The organism is Allobosea sp. NPDC055594 (assembly GCF_053618995.1).
In genome coordinates this window covers 18,408-35,853 of record NZ_JBSHIO010000012.1, presented here as the reverse complement: position 1 = coordinate 35,853, position 17,446 = coordinate 18,408, and the positions used below count along the sequence as shown (strand labels likewise).

The window sequence follows — 17,446 nt, the reverse complement described above, 5'->3', positions numbered from 1 at the left end:
GTCGAGAGCAAATCGCGAACATGCCCTGAGATTAGGCATGTTCGTCGCTTGGCCGGAAGCTTTGATTTGGTGCAGATAAGATAGGTATCGGCGCCGGAGTGTGCAGGTTGAGCAGGCAGGATGCGGTGCGTGCCCTGAGGGGCCGGCTTCTCTGGTTCGTCGGCGATCCCCATGGCGCCGGAGCCGCCGCGCATCGCTATGTCGAGGACGGGCTGCTGGTCGTCGAGAACGGGCTGATCCGGGCGGCCGGCGAGGCGAGGGGGCTGCTGCCGGCGCTGCCGGCGGGGGCTGACATCATCGACCATCGCCCGCATCTGATCATGCCTGGCTTCATCGACGCCCATATCCACATGCCGCAGACGCAGGTCATCGCCTCCTATGGCGCGCAATTGATGGAGTGGCTCAGCAAATACACCTTCGTCGAGGAGCAGAAGCTGGCGCAGCAGGGCCATGCCGAAAAGCTCTCGCGCTTCCTGCTCGACGAATTGCTGGCGAGCGGCACGACGACCGCGGCGGTCTATTGCTCGGTGCACGAAAAATCGGCGGAGGCGTTCTTCGCCGAATCGCATCGCCGCAACACAAGGATGATCGCCGGCAAAGTGATGATGGACCGCAACGCGCCGGCGGCGCTGACGGACACGCCTGAAAGCGGCTATGCCGAGAGCAAGGCGCTGATCGGCCGCTGGCACGGCAAGGGCAGGCAACTCTACGCGATCACGCCGCGCTTTGCCGTGACCTCCTCGCCCGAGCAGATGGCGGCCTCGCAGCGCCTCGTCGCGGAGCATCCGGGCTGCTTCGTCCAGACCCATATCAACGAGAATCGGGCCGAGATCGCCTTCGCCCGCGAGCTTTATCCAGAAGCCGCCGACTATGCCGGCATCTACGAGGATTACGGCCTGCTCGGTAAGAAGAGCCTGCTCGGCCACTGCATCCACATGACCAAGCGCGAATGGCGTGCCTTCGCGGAGCATGGGGCGGTCGCCGTCTTCTGCCCGACCTCGAACCTCTTCCTCGGCTCCGGCCTGTTCGACTGGGAGCGTGCCCGGCGCGAGGGCGTCAAGGTCGCGCTCGCCAGCGATATCGGCGGCGGCACCTCATATTCGATGCTGCGGACCATGGCCGAGGCCTACAAGATCCTGCAATTGCAGGGGCAGAGCCTGTCGGCCTTCGAGGCCCTGCACGCGATCACGCTCGGCAACGCCGCGGCGCTCGGCCTCGACCAGCTGATCGGCTCTTTCGAGTCCGGCCGCGAGGCGGATGTCGTGGTGCTCGATCCCGCCGCGACGCGGGCGATGGCGCACCGTCTCGAAACGGCGCGCGATCTTTCGGAGGAGCTCTTCGTTCTGATCACGCTCGGCGACGAGCGGAATGTCGTCGCGACCTATGTGATGGGCGAGCGTGCCACATGTTCAACAAATTGAAATTTCGTTGAACATGTGGAGGCTGGCGGCGCCGCCGCAGGCCGCTCAGCCGAGCACGCCACCCTTGCGGGCATAGTCGAGATAGATTTCGCGCAGGCGAAGCGTCGCCGGGCCGGGCGCGCCGTTGTGGATGCTGTGGCCGTCGATCGTGGTCACCGGCATCACCAGGCTGGTCGCCGAGGTGATGAAAGCCTCCTCGGCGTCGAGCGCTTCGGCCAGCGTGAATTCGCGTTCCTCGAAGGAAAAGCCGCTCTCGGCGAGGAAGGCGAGCACCGCCTTGCGGGTGATGCCGGGCAGGACCTTGTTGGAAAGCGGGCGCGAGATCAGCGTCTTGCCCTTGACGATCCAGGCGGTCGACGAGGCGCCTTCGGTGACGACGCCGTCCTCGACCAGCCAGGCCTCCTGTGCGCCGTTCTCGGCGGCGAACTGCTTGGCCAGCACCGGCCCGAGCAGGTTGACGCTCTTGATGTCGCGGCGCGCCCAGCGCAGATCCGGCGTGCTGACCACCTTGATGCCGGTCTTCACCTGCGGGATGTCGGCAAATTGGCGCGCCTGGGTGAACAGGACGATCGACGGCTTGATGTCCTTCGGGAACGCGAAGTCGCGATCGGCGGCGCCGCGCGAGACCTGTAGATAGATCGAGCCCTCGTCGAGCTTGTTGCGAACGATCAGTTCCTGATGGATCGCGATCAGCTCGTCCCGGCTCCAGGCCAGCTTCAGGCCGATCTCGTTGCAGGAGCGCTCCAGGCGGATCAAATGCGCCTCGCAATCGACGAGTTTGCCGCCGAGCACGGCCGAAACCTCGTAGATGCCGTCGCCGAAGATGAAGCCGCGGTCGAAGATCGAGATCGTGGCGTCTTCCTCGGGAAGATAGGCGCCATTGACATAGACAGTACGGCTCATCGCTCGGGTCTCTTGCTGGGTGGACAAAGGCGCACCTTTCCTATCCGAGCGGAGCTGGCGATGCGAGAGGGGAGGCCGTGTTGCCGCTCGGCGCCAGGCGCAGAGCGCGGCCGGATGCCTGACGGGCTCAGCATTTCAGCGCGGCAGCGATCAATCTTTGCGTGTACTTCTCCTGCGGCGTCTCGAAGATCGCTTCGGTCGGCCCGCGCTCGATCACCTTGCCGTCCTTCATCACCATGATCTCGTCGGACATCGCCCGGACCACGGCAAGGTCATGGCTGATGAAGAGATATGACAGGCCGTGCCGCGCCTGCAGCTGCTTGAGCAAAGCGACGATGCTGGCCTGGACGGTGCGGTCGAGCGCCGAGGTCGGCTCGTCGAGCACGACCAAGGCCGGGTGCAGGATCATGGCGCGGGCGATCGCGATGCGCTGGCGCTGGCCGCCTGAGAACTCGTGTGGATAGCGGTTGCGCAGGGCGGGCTCGAGCGCGACCTCGGCGAGCGCTTGCGCGGCGCGGCGCTCCCGCTCGGTGCGCGACAGGCCGGGCTCATGGACGAGCAGCCCTTCGGTGACGATCTCGCCGACGGTCAGCCTGGGCGAGAGTGAGCCGAACGGGTCCTGGAACACCACCTGCAGGCTCCGGCGCAGCGGCCGCATGGCAGCCCGGTCGAGCCCGGTCAGCGCCCGGTCCTCGAAGCGTACCAGCCCGCTCGCCGGCACCAATTGCAGGACCGCCCGGCCGAGCGTCGACTTGCCCGAGCCGGATTCGCCGACGATACCGATGGTCTGGCCGCGCCGCAGCCTGAGATCGACGCCGTCGACGGCGTGCAGCACCGCCTTGTGCCGCCCGAACAGGCCCCGTGAAAGGTCGAAAGTCACGCGCAGGTCGCGGGCTTCGAGCAGGATCGGCGCATCAGCGGGAGGAGGGGCCTTGCGGCCATGCGGCTCGGCCGCGAGCAGGGCGCGGGTATAAGGGTGCACCGGCCGCTCGAAGATCGCCGAGGTCGCGCCGCTCTCGACGATCTCGCCGGCCTTCATCACATGGACGCGCTCGGCATATTTCCTGACGAGGCCGAGATCATGGCTGATCAGGATCACCGCCATGCCGAGGCGCTGCCTGAGCTCGGCGATCAGCGCCAGGATTTCGGCCTCTATGGTGACGTCGAGCGCGGTGGTGGGCTCGTCGGCGATCAGGATGTCGGGATCATTGGCGAGCGCCATGGCGATCATCACGCGCTGGCGCTGGCCGCCGGAAAGCTCATGCGGATAGGAATCGAGCCGCCGCTCCGGATGTGGAATGCGCACCAGCTTGAGCAGTTCGAGCGCCCGCGCCCGCGCCGCTTTGCGCGACAGGCCCTGATGCCGGCGCAGCGGCGCGGCCATCTGCGCTCCGATCCGGAACAGCGGATCGAGCGAGGTCATCGGCTCCTGGAAGATCATGGCGAGCTTCCTGCCGCGATAGGCGTTGAGCCTAGCCGGGGAGAGGCCGAGCAGCTCTGTCCCGCGATAGCGGATCGAGCCGGAAGCCTCGCCATTGCTGGCGAGGAGACCCATCGCCGCCATCACGCTCTGGCTCTTGCCTGAGCCGGATTCGCCGACGATCGCGACGAACTCGCCGGCTGCGACGTCGAGGTCGATGCCGCGCACCGCCTCGCACGGCCCGTCATTGGTGCGGAAGCGGACCTTGAGGTCGCGGATGGCGAGGACGGGTTCGCTCGCCACCTCAGCGATCCCTGGGGTCGAGCGCATCGCGCAGGCCGTCGCCGAGGAAGTTCAGGGCGAACAGGGTGGTTACCAGGAAGGCGGCCGGGAAGGCGAGCATCCAGGGCGTCGCCTGGATCGCGCGCGCTCCGTCCGAGATCAGCACGCCCCAGCTCGTCATCGGCTCCTGCACGCCGAGGCCGAGGAAGGAGAGGAAGCTCTCGAGCAGGATGACCTTCGGCACCAGCAAGGTGACATAGACGATCACCGGGCCGAGCGTGTTCGGGATGACGTGGCGCTTCAGAATGCCGCCGGTGGAGACGCCGAGCGCTTCGGCAGCCAGCACATAGTCCTGGCGCTTGATCGAGAGAGTCTGGCCCCGGACGATCCGGGCCATGTCGAGCCATTCGATCGCGCCGACCGCCAGGAACATCAGGATGAAGTTCCGGCCGAAGAACACGACCAGCAGGATCACCAGGAAGATGAAGGGCAGCGAATAGAGCACGTCGACGATGCGCATCATCACCATGTCGACGCGCCCGCCGAGATAGCCGGCGGTGGCGCCATAGGCGACGCCGATCACCAGCGCGACGCCGGTCGCGAGCAGCCCGATGGCGAGCGAGACGCGGCCGGCGACCAGGGTCCGGGTCAGGAGGTCGCGGCCATTGCTGTCGGTTCCGAACAGGAAATGCTGGCGCTTGATCGGCACGGCCAGCGCGAGCCGGCGGCCATCCTGCTCGCTCGCGAGGAGCCGCGGCGTGCCGAACTGGTCGGATCGGTCGAAATAGACCAGCAGGCGCTGGTCGATCGGTCTTTGCGCCGTCAGGACCAGCCGGACCTCCTGCGCTTCCACCGTGACCTCGCTCGACGTCGCCCTTATGCGCGAGGCGATGCGCTGGACGGCGGCGGGCAAGGCCTCGGCCTTCGGATAGGCCGAGAGGCTGGCGGGCACGCGGACATAGTCCTGATAGACCCGGTCATAAGGGTGGCCGGTGAACCAGGGCCCGAAGATGCAGGCCAGCGTCATCAGGGCCAGCACGACGAGGCTCGCGACCGCGGCGCGATTGCGCAGCAGGCGGATGCGGGCATCCTGCCAGAGCGTGCGGCCGGCGGGCGGCGCGGGGAGTGGCACGGCCTCGCTCATCGGCTCAATCCAGCCTGACGCGCGGGTCGAGCAGCGCGTAGAGGATGTCGACGACGAGGTTGAAGACCAGCACGAAGATGGCGACGACGACCACCGTGCCCATCACTAGCGTGTAGTCGCGGTTGAGCGCGCCTTCGACGAAATAGCGCCCGATGCCGGGAATGCCGAAGATCGTCTCGACCACCACCGAGCCGGTCAGCAGGCTCGCCGCCGCCGGGCCGAGATAGGAGATGACCGGCAGGGCGGCCCCGCGCCCGGCATGCAGGGCGATGGTCGCGCCTGAGAGGCCCTGCGCCCGCAAGGTCCGGATATAGTTGGCGCGCAGCGTCTCGATCATCGCCGCCCGCGTCATCCTGGCGATCACGGCGATCTGCGGCAAAGCGAGCGTCATGATCGGCAGGATGGTGTTGCGAAAGGCGCCGCCGTTCCAGCCGCCGACCGGAAGCCAGGCCAGAGTCAGCCCGAAAACGATCTGCAGCACCGGAGCGACGACGAAGTTCGGGATGGTGATGCCGGCCGTGGCGAAGCCCATCACCGCATGGTCGGCCCCACCATTCTGGCGGAAGGCGGCGAGCGCGCCGAGTGGGCCGCCGATGGCGAGGGCGAGCAGGAGCGCCGAGGCGCCGAGCCGCATCGAGACAGGCAGCCCCTGCGCGAACAGTTCGGCGATCGAGAAATCGCGGAAATAGAAGGAGGGGCCGAAATCGCCGCGCAGCAGGGCGCCAAGATAGGTCAGGTACTGGGCGTGAAGCGGCTGGTCGAGCTGGTAGATCCGCCGCAGGTTCTCTATCACCTTGGCTTCGAGCGGCTGTTCGAGATCGAACGGCCCGCCCGGTGCGAGCCGCATCAGGAAGAACGAGAGCGTGACGATCACGAACAGGGTCGGGATCGCGGTGGCGAAGCGGCGCAGGATGTAGGTGAGCATCAGATTGCGCCGGGATGCCCGCCATTCTTCCCTTCTCCCTCTGCGGGAGAAGGTGGCCCGAAGGGCCGGATGAGGGGGCGCTTGGGTCTACCCGTCATGCTCGCCCTTGTGGCGAGCATCCACGTCTCGAACACCCCACTCGTCACAGGAAGACGTGGATGGTCGGGACAAGCCCAACCATGACGATGAAGCGTCGTCCGCCCCCTCACCCCAACCCTCTCCCGCAGGGGGAAAGGGGGAAGGTCGTGCCTGTTCGGTCGGTCAAGCCCGGCCATGACGTGCGTCGGTCACGGCTTCAGGCTCATGAATCGCGTCGGCAGCGCGCCGCGCAGATTCTGCTGGAAGCCGACGAGCTTCGGCGAGACCAGGTTCTTCGAGGAGTAGTACATCAGCGGGATCCAAGGCATCTCGGCCGCGAGAATGGCGTCGGCCTCGCGCAGCACTGCGGCGCGCTTGGCGAGATCGAGTTCGTCGGCGCCCTGCTGCAGCAGCGCGTCGAATTTCGGATTGGCATATTTGCCGGAATTGAAGCCCTTGTTGTCGCTGAGGAACAGGAACAGGAAGTTCTGCGGATCGGAATAGTCGCCGATCCAGCCATAGCGGGCGATGTCGAAATCGCCGCCGTCGCGCAGCAGGGCGAAATGGGTCTTGCCGTCGGTGTTGATGAAGCTGGTCTCGACGCCGAGCACCTTCCACTGCTCGGCGATGGCGATCATCGTGCGGCGGTTGTTGTCGGTGGTGTTGTAGCGCAGCTGCACCCGTAGCGGCATGCCGGGACCGTAGCCCGCGGCGGCGAGCAGGCGCTTGGCCTCCTCCTCGCGGTCGAGCGGCGAGACGCTCTTGAAGTCGGCCTCGGCGCGCTCGCCGTAATTGCCGATATTGGGCGGGATCACGCCATAGGCCGGCAGCATCGTGCCGCCCCAGATCTCCTCGGCGATGAACTCGCGGTCGATCACCAGCGACAGCGCCCGGCGTACGCGCAGGTCGTCGAAGGGCTTCTTCGCCGTGTTCACGATCAGGAAATAGGTTCCGAGATAGGGCGCGACCTTGACCTGATTGCCGAGCTTCTCGCGCAATTGCTGGATCTGGTCGGCCGGAATGTCGGTCGTCATGTGCAGTTCGCCGGCCTGGAAGCGGCGCGCGGCGGCGGCGAGGTCGGAGGCAGGATAGTACAGGATCGTGTCGATCTGCACATTCGCCGCATCGTGGAAGTTCTTGTTCTTCTCCATCTTGATGTGGGAGTTCGGCACGAATTCCTTCAGCGTGTAGGCGCCATTGGAAACCCAGTTCTCCGGCTTGACAAAGTCCTTGCCGAACTTCTCGACGGAGGCCGGATGCACCGGCAGGCCGGTCTGGTGCGTCAGCAATTCCAGGAAATAGGGCGTCGGCCGCTCCAGCTTGATTTCCAGCGTCGTGTCGTCCGGTGCTTTGACGCCGAGCTCGTCGAGGCCCGCGCCTTCGCCCGATTTGTTGATCTTCTCGGCGTTGAGGATGGGGTAGAGGATGTTGGCGTATTTCGCGCCGGTCGCGGGATTGATGATCCGCTTCAGCGAATAGACGAAGTCGCCGGCCTTGACCGGATCGCCATTCGACCATCTGGCGTTGGACCGGAGCTTGAACGTGTAGCTCTTGCCGTCCTCGCTCATCGTCCAGCTTTCGGCGACGCCGGGCACGACCTCGCCGTTGATGTGGTGGATGACCAGCCCCTCGGAGAGGTCGCGCAGCAGATGCGCCTCACTCACCGTCGAGGTCTTGTGGGCATCGAGCGTCTCGGGGTCGCCGTCATTGCCGCGATGGAAGACCACTTCCGCGAAAGCCGTTCCGCCGAGGCCGCAGGCGAGGCTGGCGGCAAGGGCGAGAGGCCGCAGCCGGCGCAGGAGCGGCGACTGACGCGTGAAGCTTTTCATGAGCGCTCTCCGAAGCTTAGCCGGACGGGCCCCTTTCCCGCTCGTGTAGGAAGTATGGGCCGATCCTGAGGCCGGAGCCAAGGAGGAAAACGGGAGCTTCAACCGTTCTTCGGGAGGTGTCGGCGGGCGCCGAAAAGCACCCGCGCGCGGCTGGCGGCAGGCAGGAAGCCGGGCGGGGGAACCAGCCCGGCTCGCTGTTCGCTCTTCAGCCCTTCTGGCCGCGCCCCTGCGCCTCGACCACCGCGACCGCGGTCATGTTGACGACGCCGCGCGAGGTCACCGAGCCCGTCAGGATATGAACCGGCTTGGCCGCGCCGATCAGGATCGGCCCGACCGGCAGCGCGTCGCCGAGCACCTTGGCGAACTGGTAGGCGATGTTCGCCGCATCCAGATTCGGGAAGACGAGGACATTGGCGACGCCCTTCAGCCGCGAGGAGGGCAGGACCCGGTCGCGGATCGCCGCCACCAGCGCTGAATCGGCCTCCATCTCGCCGTCGCATTCGAGATCCGGCGCACGTTCGCGGATCAACCCCAGCGCCTTGCGCATCTTCAGCGAGGAGGGCGTGTCGGCCGCGCCGAAATCGGAATGCGAGAGCAGGGCGATCTTCGGTTCGATGCCGAAGCGCTCGACATGGCCGGCCGCGAGCACGGTCATGTCGGCAATCTCCTCGGCGGTCGGATCATGCTTCACATGGGTGTCGGTGAGGAAGAAGGCGCCCTTGCTGGTGATGATCAGCGTCATCGCCGCGATGTCGCTGACGCCGGGCTCGAGCCCGATGATGTCGCGGATATGCCGCAGCCGCGAGAGGAAGCGGCCTTCGAGGCCGGTGATCATCGCATCGGCCTCGCCGCGCACCACGGCGAGCGCCGCGATCACCGTATTGTTGGTGCGCACCAGCGAGCGGGCGGCTTCCGGGGTGATGCCGCGCCTGCCGGCGATCTCGAGATAGGTCTGGACATAGTCGCGATAGCGCGGGTCGTCCTCGGGATTGATCAGCTCGAAATCGACGCCGGGCCGGATCGTCAGGCCGAAGCGCGCGATACGGGCCTCGACCACGCTCGGCCGGCCGATCAGGATCGGCACCGCCAGGCCTTCCTCGAGCGCCACCTGCGCCGCGCGCAGCACGCGTTCATCCTCGCCCTCGGCGTAGACCACCCGCTTCGGGTCGGCCTTGGCCTTGGCGAAGAGCGGCTTCATCAGGAAGCCCGAGCGGAAGACGAAGCGCGACAGGTCCTCGCGATAGGCCTCGATATCGATCAGCGGCTTCTTGGCGACGCCGGTGATCATCGCAGCTTCCGCGACCGCCGGCGCGATCCGCAGGATCAGGCGCGGGTCGAACGGGTTCGGGATCAGCGAGGTCGCGCCGAAGGTTTGGGCCTCGCCGCCATAGGCTCGCGCCGCGATGTCCGAGGTCGCCTCGCGTGCCAGCGCGGCGATGGCGCGTACCGCGGCGAGCTTCATCGCCTCGTTGATCGTCGTCGCCTGCACGTCGAGCGCGCCGCGGAAGATGTAGGGGAAGCAGAGGACGTTGTTGACCTGGTTCGGATAATCCGAGCGGCCGGTGCAGATCATCGCGTCCGGCCGGGCGGCCAGCGCATCCTCGGGCGTGATCTCCGGATTGGGATTGGCGAGCGCCAGGATCAGCGGCTTCGGCCCCATGCGCTTGGCCATGTCGGGCTTCAGCACGCCGGCCGCCGAGAGGCCGAGGAAGACGTCGGCATCGCCGATCACGTCGGAAAGGGTGCGGGCGTCGGTCTCCTGGGCGTAGACCTCCTTCCAGCGGTCCATCAGCGTGTTGCGGCCCTTGTGGACGACGCCTTCGAGATCGGTGACCCAGATGTTCTTGCGCTGCGCGCCGAGCGAGACCAGGAGGTTGAGGCAGGCGAGCGCGGCGGCGCCGGCGCCGGAGACGACGATCTTGACGTCGGCGATCTTCTTGCCGGCGAGATCGAGCCCGTTGAGGACGGCGGCGCCGACGATGATCGCCGTGCCGTGCTGGTCGTCATGGAAAACCGGGATGTTCATCCGGGCCTTGAGCTGCTCCTCGATCTCGAAGCATTCGGGGCCCTTGATGTCTTCCAGATTGATGCCGCCGAAGGTCGGCTCCAGCGCTGCGACGACCTCGACGAACTTCTCCAGATTGCGCTGGTCGACCTCGATGTCGAAGCAGTCGATGCCGGCGAACTTCTTGAACAGGACGGCCTTGCCTTCCATCACCGGCTTCGAGGCCAGCGGGCCGATGTCGCCGAGGCCGAGCACGGCGGTGCCGTCGGTGATGACCGCGACGAGGTTCTGGCGCGAGGTCAGCTCGGCCGCCTGGCTGGGATCGTCGACGATCGCCTCGCAGGCCGCGGCGACGCCCGGCGAATAGGCGAGCGCGAGGTCGCGCTGGTTGCCGAGCGGCTTGGTCGCCTGGATCTCGAGTTTTCCGGCCCGCGGCTGGCGATGATAGACGAGGGCGCCAGCGCGAAGGTCGGCCGACAGGGTGCTCTTCATGGTTCCGATTCCCCAGGCGTACGCCCGGCGCAACCGGCGCCGGGCTGCTCGGAGGTCGCCCGTAAGCCGGCCCGCGTCAAGCTGCGAACCGGCAATAATCCTTGTTCAGAACGTCCTGGCCGGAACTGGGTGGCCGGGCTCTAGGCGGCGAGCGCCCCGACCCCGCCATCATGGAGATGGCAGGCGGCGACATGGCCGGGCGCGATCTGCTTCAGCACCGGACGCTCGGCCTTGCAGCGCGGCCCGGCCATCGGGCAGCGCGGATGGAAATGGCAGCCCGGGGGCGGGTGCAGGGGCGAGGGGATCTCGCCCTTCAGCGGCGCGAAACGCTTCTTGCGCGCCGTGATCGAGGGCACATTGGCGAGCAGCGCCTGGGCGTAAGGGTGCTGCGGCCCCTTGAACAGCTCGCTCGCCGGCGCCGCCTCGACGACCCGGCCGAGATACATGATCACCACCCGGTCCGAGAGATGCCGGACCACGCTGAGATCGTGGCTGATGAACAGATAGGTCAGGTTGAGCTCGTCGCGCAGCTTCATGAAGAGATTCAGGACTTGGGCCTGAATTGAGACATCGAGTGCGGCGACGCTCTCGTCACAGACCAGGAATTGCGGGTTCACCGCCAGCGCCCGGGCGATGCCGATGCGGGCCCGCTGCCCGCCCGAGAACTGGTGCGGGTAGCGCCGTCGATAGCTCGGATCGAGCCCGACCCGTTCCAGCATCTCGACGACATAGGCGTCCTGCTGCGCCTTGCCGACGAGGCCGTGCACGACCGGGGCCTCGCCGACGATGTCGGTGACCCGCAGGCGTGGATTCAAAGAGGACATCGGGTCCTGGAAGATCATCTGGATCGCCAGCGTCGCGGCCCGGCGCTGCTGCGCGTCCATCTCGTCGGTGAACTGGCCGCGCCAGGACACCCGGCCGGCGCTCGGCGGGTGGATGCCGGCGACGACGCGTCCGAGCGTCGACTTGCCGCAGCCGGATTCGCCGACCAGCCCGACGACCTCGCCCTGGGTCACCGAGAGATCGACCCCGTCGACCGCATGCACCACCTGCTCGGCGTAACCGGCCCCCAGCAGGTTGGCGAATTTCGAGGCGGCGTCGAGCGGCTTGACGAAACGCTTGGAGACGCCGTCGAGGGTCAGGATCGGCGCGCTCATGCCGCGACTCCGGCGAGGTTCAGCGGGTGATGGCAGCGCACGCCGCGCTCACCCGGGAAAGCGGTGACGGCCGGTGCCTGGGCGAGGCAATCGGCCTGCGCATAATCGCAGCGCGGCGCGAAGGCGCAGCCCTGCGGCAGCCTCGCCAGCGACGGCGTCGAGCCGCGGATCTGGCGCAAGGGGGCGCCGGGCTCGCCCTCGGCCGGCAGCGAGCCGAGCAGGCCGCTGGTATAGGGATGGAGGGGCGCGTCGAGGACGGGATCGACCGCGCCGGTCTCGACGATGCGCCCGGCATACATCACCGCGATCCGGTCGGCGAGGCCGGCGACGACGCCGAGGTCATGGGTGATCCAGACCAGAGCCGTGCCGGTCTCGGCGCAGAGTGACTGCATCTCGGCCAGGATCTGGCTCTGGATGGTGACGTCGAGCGCCGTCGTCGGCTCGTCGCAGATGATCAGGGGCGGGCGGTGCAGCAGCGCGATCGCGATGGCGACGCGCTGGCGCATGCCGCCGGAGAACTGGTGCGGATAGGCGTTGAGCCGCTCCTCGGGCGAGGGGATACCGACCTTGGCGAGGGCGTCGCGGGCGCGCTCCCGCGCCGCCTTGTGCGAGACCTTGTCATGGGCGGTGACGGCCTCGATCATCTGCGTGTCGACGCGCAGCACCGGGTTCAGCGTCATCATCGGGTCCTGGAAGATCATTGCGACCTCGCGGCCGCGCACTTTCCGGAAGCCCTCCTCGTCGAGTCCGACGAGTTCCTTGCCGTTGAGCCTGATCGAGCCCTCGACGATCTTTCCGGGCGGGTCGATCAATCCCATGATCGAGAACCCGGTGACCGACTTGCCCGAGCCGGATTCACCGACAAGGCCGAGCACCTCGCCGCGGTCGACATGAAAGTCGACGCCGTCGACCGACTTCACCGTGCCGGCACGGGTGAAGAAATGGGTCTTCAGGCCGGAAACTTCGAGAACAGGCGCCATCCTCACTTCTCCAGCCGCGGGTTGAGCACGTCGCGCAGCCGGTCGCCGACCAGGTTGATTGAGACGATGGTCAGGAGTAGCGCGATGCCGGGGAAGACCGAGATCCAGTACTTGCCGGAGAGCATGTACTGGAAGCCGTTGGCGATCAGCACGCCGAGCGAGGGCTCGGTCTGGGGCAGGCCGACGCCGAGGAAGGAGAGGGTGGCTTCCAGCGAGATCGCATGCGCCGTCTGCACGGTGACGATGACGATCACCGGGGCTAGGCAGTTCGGCAGGATGTGCCGGAACACGGTGCGGGCGTGGGAAAGTCCGAGCGACTGGGCCGCCTCGACATACTCCTTGCGTCGCTCGACCAGCGCCGAGCCGCGCACAGTGCGTGCGTAATAGGCCCATTGCACCATCACCAGCGCGATGATGATCTTGTCGACGCCCTTGCCGAGCCCCGCGACCAGGATCAGCGCGACCAGGACCGAAGGCAGCGAGAGCTGCAGGTCGACGATGCGCATGATGATGTTCTCGGTGCGCCCGCCGGAATAGGCGGCGATCAGGCCGATCGCCATGCCGACGCCGGCGGCGAGGATGCCGGAGAAGGCGCCGACCATCAGCGAAATGCGAAGGCCGTAGAGGATGCCGGAGAGCAGATCGCGCCCGACGCCGTCGGAACCGAGCCACATGGTGAAGCCTTCGCCGGCGACGTCGCCGGGCGGCAGGCGCGAATCCATCACGTCGACGCTGGCGAGGTCGTAAGGGTTCTGCGGTGCGATCAGGGGCGCAGCCAGCGCCAGCAGGACGATGAGGGCGAAGAGGCAGAGACCGAAGGTCGCGAGCCTGTCCTCGAAGAAGGAACGGGCGAAGCGCCGGAACGGCGTCTCCTCCTTCGCTTCGACCGGCGGGGCGGCAGCGGCGGTGGGCAAGGTCGCCTCGCTCATGATGTGGCCTCCGTCAGGCGCACGCGTGGATCGAGCGCGGAATAGATCAGGTCGACCAGGAGGTTGATGGTGACGAACAGCACCACGACAACCATGACATAGGCGACGATGACGGGCCGATCGAGCCGGGTGATCGCCTCGAGCAGCAGGCGGCCCATGCCGGGCCAGGCGAAGATCGTCTCCGTCACCACCGAGAAGGCGACCAGCGAGCCGAATTCGAGCCCGAGCACGGTGACGATCGGGATCATGATGTTCTTGAGGATGTGGACGCCGATGATCCGGCTCTGTGACAGGCCCTTGGCCCGCGCGAATTTGACATAGTCCATCAGCGCCGCCTCGCGGGCACCGGCCCGGGCGAGGCGGATCACCAGCGAGATCTTGAGCAGGGCGAGGTTGAGCGCCGGCAGGGCGACATGCTGCCAGCCCTTGAGCGAGAGCAGCGAGGTATCGATGCCGAGGATCGAGACGGTCGGCCCGCGGCCCGTCGCCGGCAGCCAGCCGAGGCTGACGGCGAAGGTCAGGATCAGCATCAGACCGACCCAGAAGGTCGGCAGCGAGAAGCCGAGGATCGAGATCGCCATGATCAGCCGCGAGATCCGGCTCTCGGGCTTCAGCCCGGCATAGAGGCCGAGCGGCAGGCCGATCACGATCGCCATGAAGAGGGCGACGAAGGCGAGCTCCAGCGTCGCCGGCATGCGGTGCAGGATTAGCTTGATCGCCGATTCACCGTGCACGAAGGAGCGGCCGAGATCGCCCTGGACGGCGTTTTTCAGGAAGATCAGGAATTGTTCCCAGATCGGCCGGTCGAGACCGAGCGCGCGCGCTGTCTCGGCGATCTGCTGCTGGTCCATCTCCGGCGAGATCAGCATGTAGATGGGATCGCCGACGACGTTGACGCCGAAGAAGACGATCACGAGCATCGCCGCGATGACGAAGAACGCTTGCGCCAGGCGGCGCAGGACGAATGCGAGCATGGTCCGGGACCTTCCGGAGCGGGATGCGAAACGCCAGCCGACCGGTGTGCCGGCCGGATGGCGCTCTCGCAGTCCAACAGGAAAAGAGTTTCGCGCCGTCCGGACCGGGCTTCAAGCGGGTCCGGACGGGTGTCGATAGTCCGGCTTATTCTTTCCGGATGCCGGTGGCGAGGGTGTACTCGTCCGTCCGGGCCTGGACCTTGACACCCTTGCGCGAAGCCCAGGTGTTCAGCTGGTAATGGGTCGGGATCAGGCCGACATCGTTCATGCCGATCTCCATCGCCTCGGCCAGAGCCTGGTCGCGCTTGGCGTCGTCGACCGTGCGCAGCGCCTCTTCCAGCTTGGCGTCGAAGGCCTTGTTGGAGTAGCGGCCGCGATTGGTCGCGCCCATGCCCTTCGGCGGGTCGAAGGTCGCGAGCAGCGCCTTGAGCGAGTCGGAGGATTCGCCCGTGCCCGCGCCCCAGCCGACGAGGATGAAGGAGAACTCCGGCACATTGCCCTGGCCACCCTGCGAGGCGCGGGTGAAGAAGTTGGCCGAAGGCAGCGTCTCGACCTCGGTCTCGATGCCGAGGCGCGAGAACATCTGCGCCACCGCCTCGATGATCTTGGTGTCGTTGAGATAGCGGTTGGTCGGCCCGTGCAGCTTCATCTTGAAGCCGTTCGGATAGCCGGCCTCGGCGAGCAGCTTCTTGGCGCCGTTGAGGTCGAAGGCGACGGGCTTCAGCTTCTTGGAGGTGCCGAAGAAACCGTCGGGCAGGAGCTGGCCGGCGGGAATCGCCTCCTTCTCCATGATACGGTCGACGATCGCCGGACGGTTGATCGCCATCGACAGCGCCTGGCGGACCTTGAGGTTCTGCAGCGGGTTCTTGATCTCCGAGCCGTCCTTGGCCTTGATGAAGGGCGAGACCTCGCGGAAGTGATCCATGTGGAAATAGATCACCCGGTTCGAGACCGTGCTGGCGACGCTGAGCTTGGCATCGCCCTTGAGGCGGGCGACGTCGGAGGTCGGCACGTTGTCGATCACGTCGACATCGCCGGCCAGCAGCGCCGCGACGCGCGTCGGCGCCGAGGTGATCATCTTGAAGGTGACCTTGGACCAGGGCTCCTTGCCGCCCCAGTAGTTTTCGTTCGGCGTCAGCACGACGCGGTCGCCCGCGACATATTCGGCCTGCTTGTAGGCGCCGGTGCCACCGGCGGCGCATTTGCCGAGATTGAACTCCTCGGTGGTCGTGTCCTTGCACTTGGCCGAGATGATGCCGAAGGTCGAAAGATCGGTCGGCACCAGCGGCGCCGGCGTCGCGGTCTTCACGCGAATGGTGAAATCGTCGACCTTGCTGAATTCCTTGCCGCGCACATAGGCGGAGAAGCTCGACGGACTTTTCGGCACGTTCGGCGCGCGCTGCATGGTGGCGATCACATCGTCCGCCGTGAACGGCGAGCCGTCATGGAACTTGACGTTCTTGCGGAGCTTGAACTCCCAGGTCGTGTCGTCGATCGCCTTCCAGCTCTCGGCGAGCAGCGGGGTCAGCGTCTGCTTCTCGTCCTGCCCGACCAGCGGCTGATAGATGTGCCGCGCCAGCATGTTGTTGGGCGAGACGTTGTGATAATGCGGATCCATCGCACTGAGCTCGGCCGAGATGCCGACGCGCAGTTCCTGGGCCGATGCCCCCCCAGCGATAGCCATGACGGGCGCCGCGAGAAGCGCGGCCTTCAGGCCTTTCAGCCCGATCCTGCTGATCTTTTCCATTATGCCCTCCCGATGGCCTGAGCCGCCATCTTGAACAACTGAACTATAGCTGGCGAGTCACCGGTTCTCCGGAGCTTCCCCTTTTTTCGCCTTGGCATGGAGCCTAGAGGCGTTTTCTATGCTTGTAAATTATAGATGGCAGTCGACTGTATAACGTCTGCGCATATTCGAATGCGACATGCGGATTCATGCAGGGGCGAGGGCGGTTGCGATGGAGAGGCCGGTGGCCGGCAAAGGGGGAGCACGGCAAGCGCCCAGTCTGCGCGAGCTCGAGATCCTGCAGGCGATGATCGCGACCCGGAAGACCGTGGCTGCCGCGCAGATGCTCGGCATTTCGCAGCCGGCGGTGTCGCGAGCGCTGGCGGCATTGGAAGCGCATGTCGGACGGCCGCTCTTCATGCGCGAGGGCGGGCGCCTGGTGCCGACCGGCGACGCCTTCGCGCTCGAGGCGGAGGCGCAGCCGATCTTCGACGCGCTCGAGCGCCTGGCCGGCTGGCCTTCGCAGACGGCGCCGGCAAGCGTGCTGCGCATCGCCGCCGCGGCGACGCTGGCGCAGTTCGTGTTGCCGCCGGCGCTGGCGCGCTTCCGGGTTCAGGAGCCGGACGTCGTCGCCAATGTCGAGATCGGCACCAGCTCCTCCGTCATCGCTCAGGTCGCCGATCGCGCTGCCGATATCGGTCTGGTCGATGTTCCCGTGCCGCATATCGGCGTTCGCAGCGAGGTTTTCCGCGAGGCGGTGGCGCATGTGGTGATGCCGGAGGATCATCCGCTTGCGGCGCGCGCGTTGCTCGCGCCGCGCGACCTCGCCGAGGAACCGCTGATCACGGCGGCGCGGCGCTTCCCGGTCCGCTTCGAGGCCGACAGAGCCTTCGCCGCTGCGGGCATCGCCCCCCGGCTGGTCGCCGAAGGGGCGACAGCGACCTTCATGGCGGAGCTGGTGCGACAGCGCGTCGGCCTCGCGCTGCTCAACCCGTTTCCGCTGACGCTCGGCGGCATGCAGGGGCTGGCAGCCCGGCGCTTTGCACCGCGGATCGCCTATCGCACCTCGCTGCTGTTCCCCGCAACCGGCCCGGTCGCCCCGGCGGCACGGCGTTTCGCCGATCTCCTGCGTGCCTGGCAGCCCGAGGACGGGCTGACGACGCCGATCCGCTGAGGCCCGG

13 protein-coding genes are annotated in these 17,446 nt (G+C 66.7%); 2 read left to right on the top strand and 11 right to left on the bottom strand.

The genetic code is table 11. From position 1 onward, the window contains the following. Positions 1 to 107 precede the first annotated feature (107 nt). Entirely contained in the window at positions 108 to 1,421 is a 1,314-nt protein-coding gene (gene guaD / locus ACWGRX_RS20920) for a guanine deaminase (protein WP_452119112.1), read from the top strand. A gap of 45 nt (positions 1,422 to 1,466) precedes the next feature. Here the strand turns inward: guaD and ACWGRX_RS20915 are convergent, their stop codons facing one another. The 11 genes from ACWGRX_RS20915 to ACWGRX_RS20865 form a co-directional block, all read right to left on the bottom strand. Then, a complete protein-coding gene (locus tag ACWGRX_RS20915; RefSeq protein WP_452119111.1) occupies positions 1,467 to 2,324 on the bottom strand; it encodes a D-amino-acid transaminase in 858 nt (285 codons plus the stop codon). Positions 2,325 to 2,451: 127 nt separating this feature from the next. Further along, a complete protein-coding gene (locus tag ACWGRX_RS20910; protein ID WP_452119110.1) occupies positions 2,452 to 4,074 on the bottom strand; it encodes an ABC transporter ATP-binding protein in 1,623 nt (540 codons plus the stop codon). Further along, entirely contained in the window at positions 4,049 to 5,170 is a 1,122-nt protein-coding gene (locus tag ACWGRX_RS20905) for an ABC transporter permease subunit (RefSeq protein ID WP_452119109.1), read from the bottom strand. The genes ACWGRX_RS20910 and ACWGRX_RS20905 overlap by 26 nt, the downstream gene beginning before the upstream one ends. Before the next feature lie 4 nt (positions 5,171 to 5,174). After that, positions 5,175 to 6,095 (bottom strand): ABC transporter permease subunit, encoded by a 921-nt coding sequence (locus ACWGRX_RS20900; protein ID WP_452119108.1) that lies wholly within the window; start codon positions 6,093 to 6,095, stop codon positions 5,175 to 5,177. A gap of 287 nt (positions 6,096 to 6,382) precedes the next feature. Then, on the bottom strand, positions 6,383 to 8,002 hold the full coding sequence (locus ACWGRX_RS20895) for a peptide ABC transporter substrate-binding protein (RefSeq protein WP_452119107.1): 1,620 nt from the start codon (positions 8,000 to 8,002) through the stop codon (positions 6,383 to 6,385). Positions 8,003 to 8,207: 205 nt separating this feature from the next. Then, positions 8,208 to 10,499: an NADP-dependent malic enzyme gene (locus tag ACWGRX_RS20890; protein ID WP_452119106.1), complete on the bottom strand. Its 2,292-nt coding sequence runs from the start codon at positions 10,497 to 10,499 to the stop codon at positions 8,208 to 8,210. Between the two features lie 140 nt (positions 10,500 to 10,639). Further along, positions 10,640 to 11,656 (bottom strand): ABC transporter ATP-binding protein, encoded by a 1,017-nt coding sequence (locus tag ACWGRX_RS20885; protein WP_452119105.1) that lies wholly within the window; start codon positions 11,654 to 11,656, stop codon positions 10,640 to 10,642. Next, on the bottom strand, positions 11,653 to 12,636 hold the full coding sequence (locus ACWGRX_RS20880; protein ID WP_452119104.1) for an ABC transporter ATP-binding protein: 984 nt from the start codon (positions 12,634 to 12,636) through the stop codon (positions 11,653 to 11,655). Before ACWGRX_RS20880 ends, ACWGRX_RS20885 begins: the two co-directional genes overlap by 4 nt. A 2-nt stretch (positions 12,637 to 12,638) precedes the next feature. Further along, positions 12,639 to 13,565 (bottom strand): ABC transporter permease, encoded by a 927-nt coding sequence (locus ACWGRX_RS20875; protein WP_452119103.1) that lies wholly within the window; start codon positions 13,563 to 13,565, stop codon positions 12,639 to 12,641. Further along, positions 13,562 to 14,539, bottom strand: coding sequence for an ABC transporter permease (locus ACWGRX_RS20870; protein WP_452119102.1), 978 nt, complete (start codon positions 14,537 to 14,539; stop codon positions 13,562 to 13,564). Before ACWGRX_RS20870 ends, ACWGRX_RS20875 begins: the two co-directional genes overlap by 4 nt. A 145-nt stretch (positions 14,540 to 14,684) precedes the next feature. Continuing rightward, positions 14,685 to 16,286, bottom strand: coding sequence for an ABC transporter substrate-binding protein (locus ACWGRX_RS20865; protein ID WP_452119101.1), 1,602 nt, complete (start codon positions 16,284 to 16,286; stop codon positions 14,685 to 14,687). Between the two features lie 223 nt (positions 16,287 to 16,509). On the opposite strand from ACWGRX_RS20865, the gene ACWGRX_RS20860 reads away from it, so the two are divergent. Further along, positions 16,510 to 17,439: a LysR family transcriptional regulator gene (locus ACWGRX_RS20860; RefSeq protein ID WP_452119100.1), complete on the top strand. Its 930-nt coding sequence runs from the start codon at positions 16,510 to 16,512 to the stop codon at positions 17,437 to 17,439. Positions 17,440 to 17,446 lie beyond the last annotated feature (7 nt).

What these genes read in the sequence shown, in the direction of transcription:
- ACWGRX_RS20915 (WP_452119111.1), bottom strand. Translation starts at nt 2,324, where the DNA reads ATGAGCCGTACTGTCTATGTCAATGGCGCCTATCTTCCCGAGGAAGAC.
- ACWGRX_RS20910 (WP_452119110.1), bottom strand. Translation starts at nt 4,074, where the DNA reads ATGCGCTCGACCCCAGGGATCGCTGAGGTGGCGAGCGAACCCGTCCTC.
- ACWGRX_RS20880 (WP_452119104.1), bottom strand. Translation starts at nt 12,636, where the DNA reads ATGGCGCCTGTTCTCGAAGTTTCCGGCCTGAAGACCCATTTCTTCACC.
- ACWGRX_RS20885 (WP_452119105.1), bottom strand. Translation starts at nt 11,656, where the DNA reads ATGAGCGCGCCGATCCTGACCCTCGACGGCGTCTCCAAGCGTTTCGTC.
- ACWGRX_RS20865 (WP_452119101.1), bottom strand. Translation starts at nt 16,286, where the DNA reads ATGGAAAAGATCAGCAGGATCGGGCTGAAAGGCCTGAAGGCCGCGCTT.
- ACWGRX_RS20870 (WP_452119102.1), bottom strand. Translation starts at nt 14,539, where the DNA reads ATGCTCGCATTCGTCCTGCGCCGCCTGGCGCAAGCGTTCTTCGTCATC.
- ACWGRX_RS20875 (WP_452119103.1), bottom strand. Translation starts at nt 13,565, where the DNA reads ATGAGCGAGGCGACCTTGCCCACCGCCGCTGCCGCCCCGCCGGTCGAA.
- ACWGRX_RS20895 (WP_452119107.1), bottom strand. Translation starts at nt 8,002, where the DNA reads ATGAAAAGCTTCACGCGTCAGTCGCCGCTCCTGCGCCGGCTGCGGCCT.
- ACWGRX_RS20900 (WP_452119108.1), bottom strand. Translation starts at nt 6,095, where the DNA reads ATGCTCACCTACATCCTGCGCCGCTTCGCCACCGCGATCCCGACCCTG.
- ACWGRX_RS20890 (WP_452119106.1), bottom strand. Translation starts at nt 10,499, where the DNA reads ATGAAGAGCACCCTGTCGGCCGACCTTCGCGCTGGCGCCCTCGTCTAT.
- ACWGRX_RS20905 (WP_452119109.1), bottom strand. Translation starts at nt 5,170, where the DNA reads ATGAGCGAGGCCGTGCCACTCCCCGCGCCGCCCGCCGGCCGCACGCTC.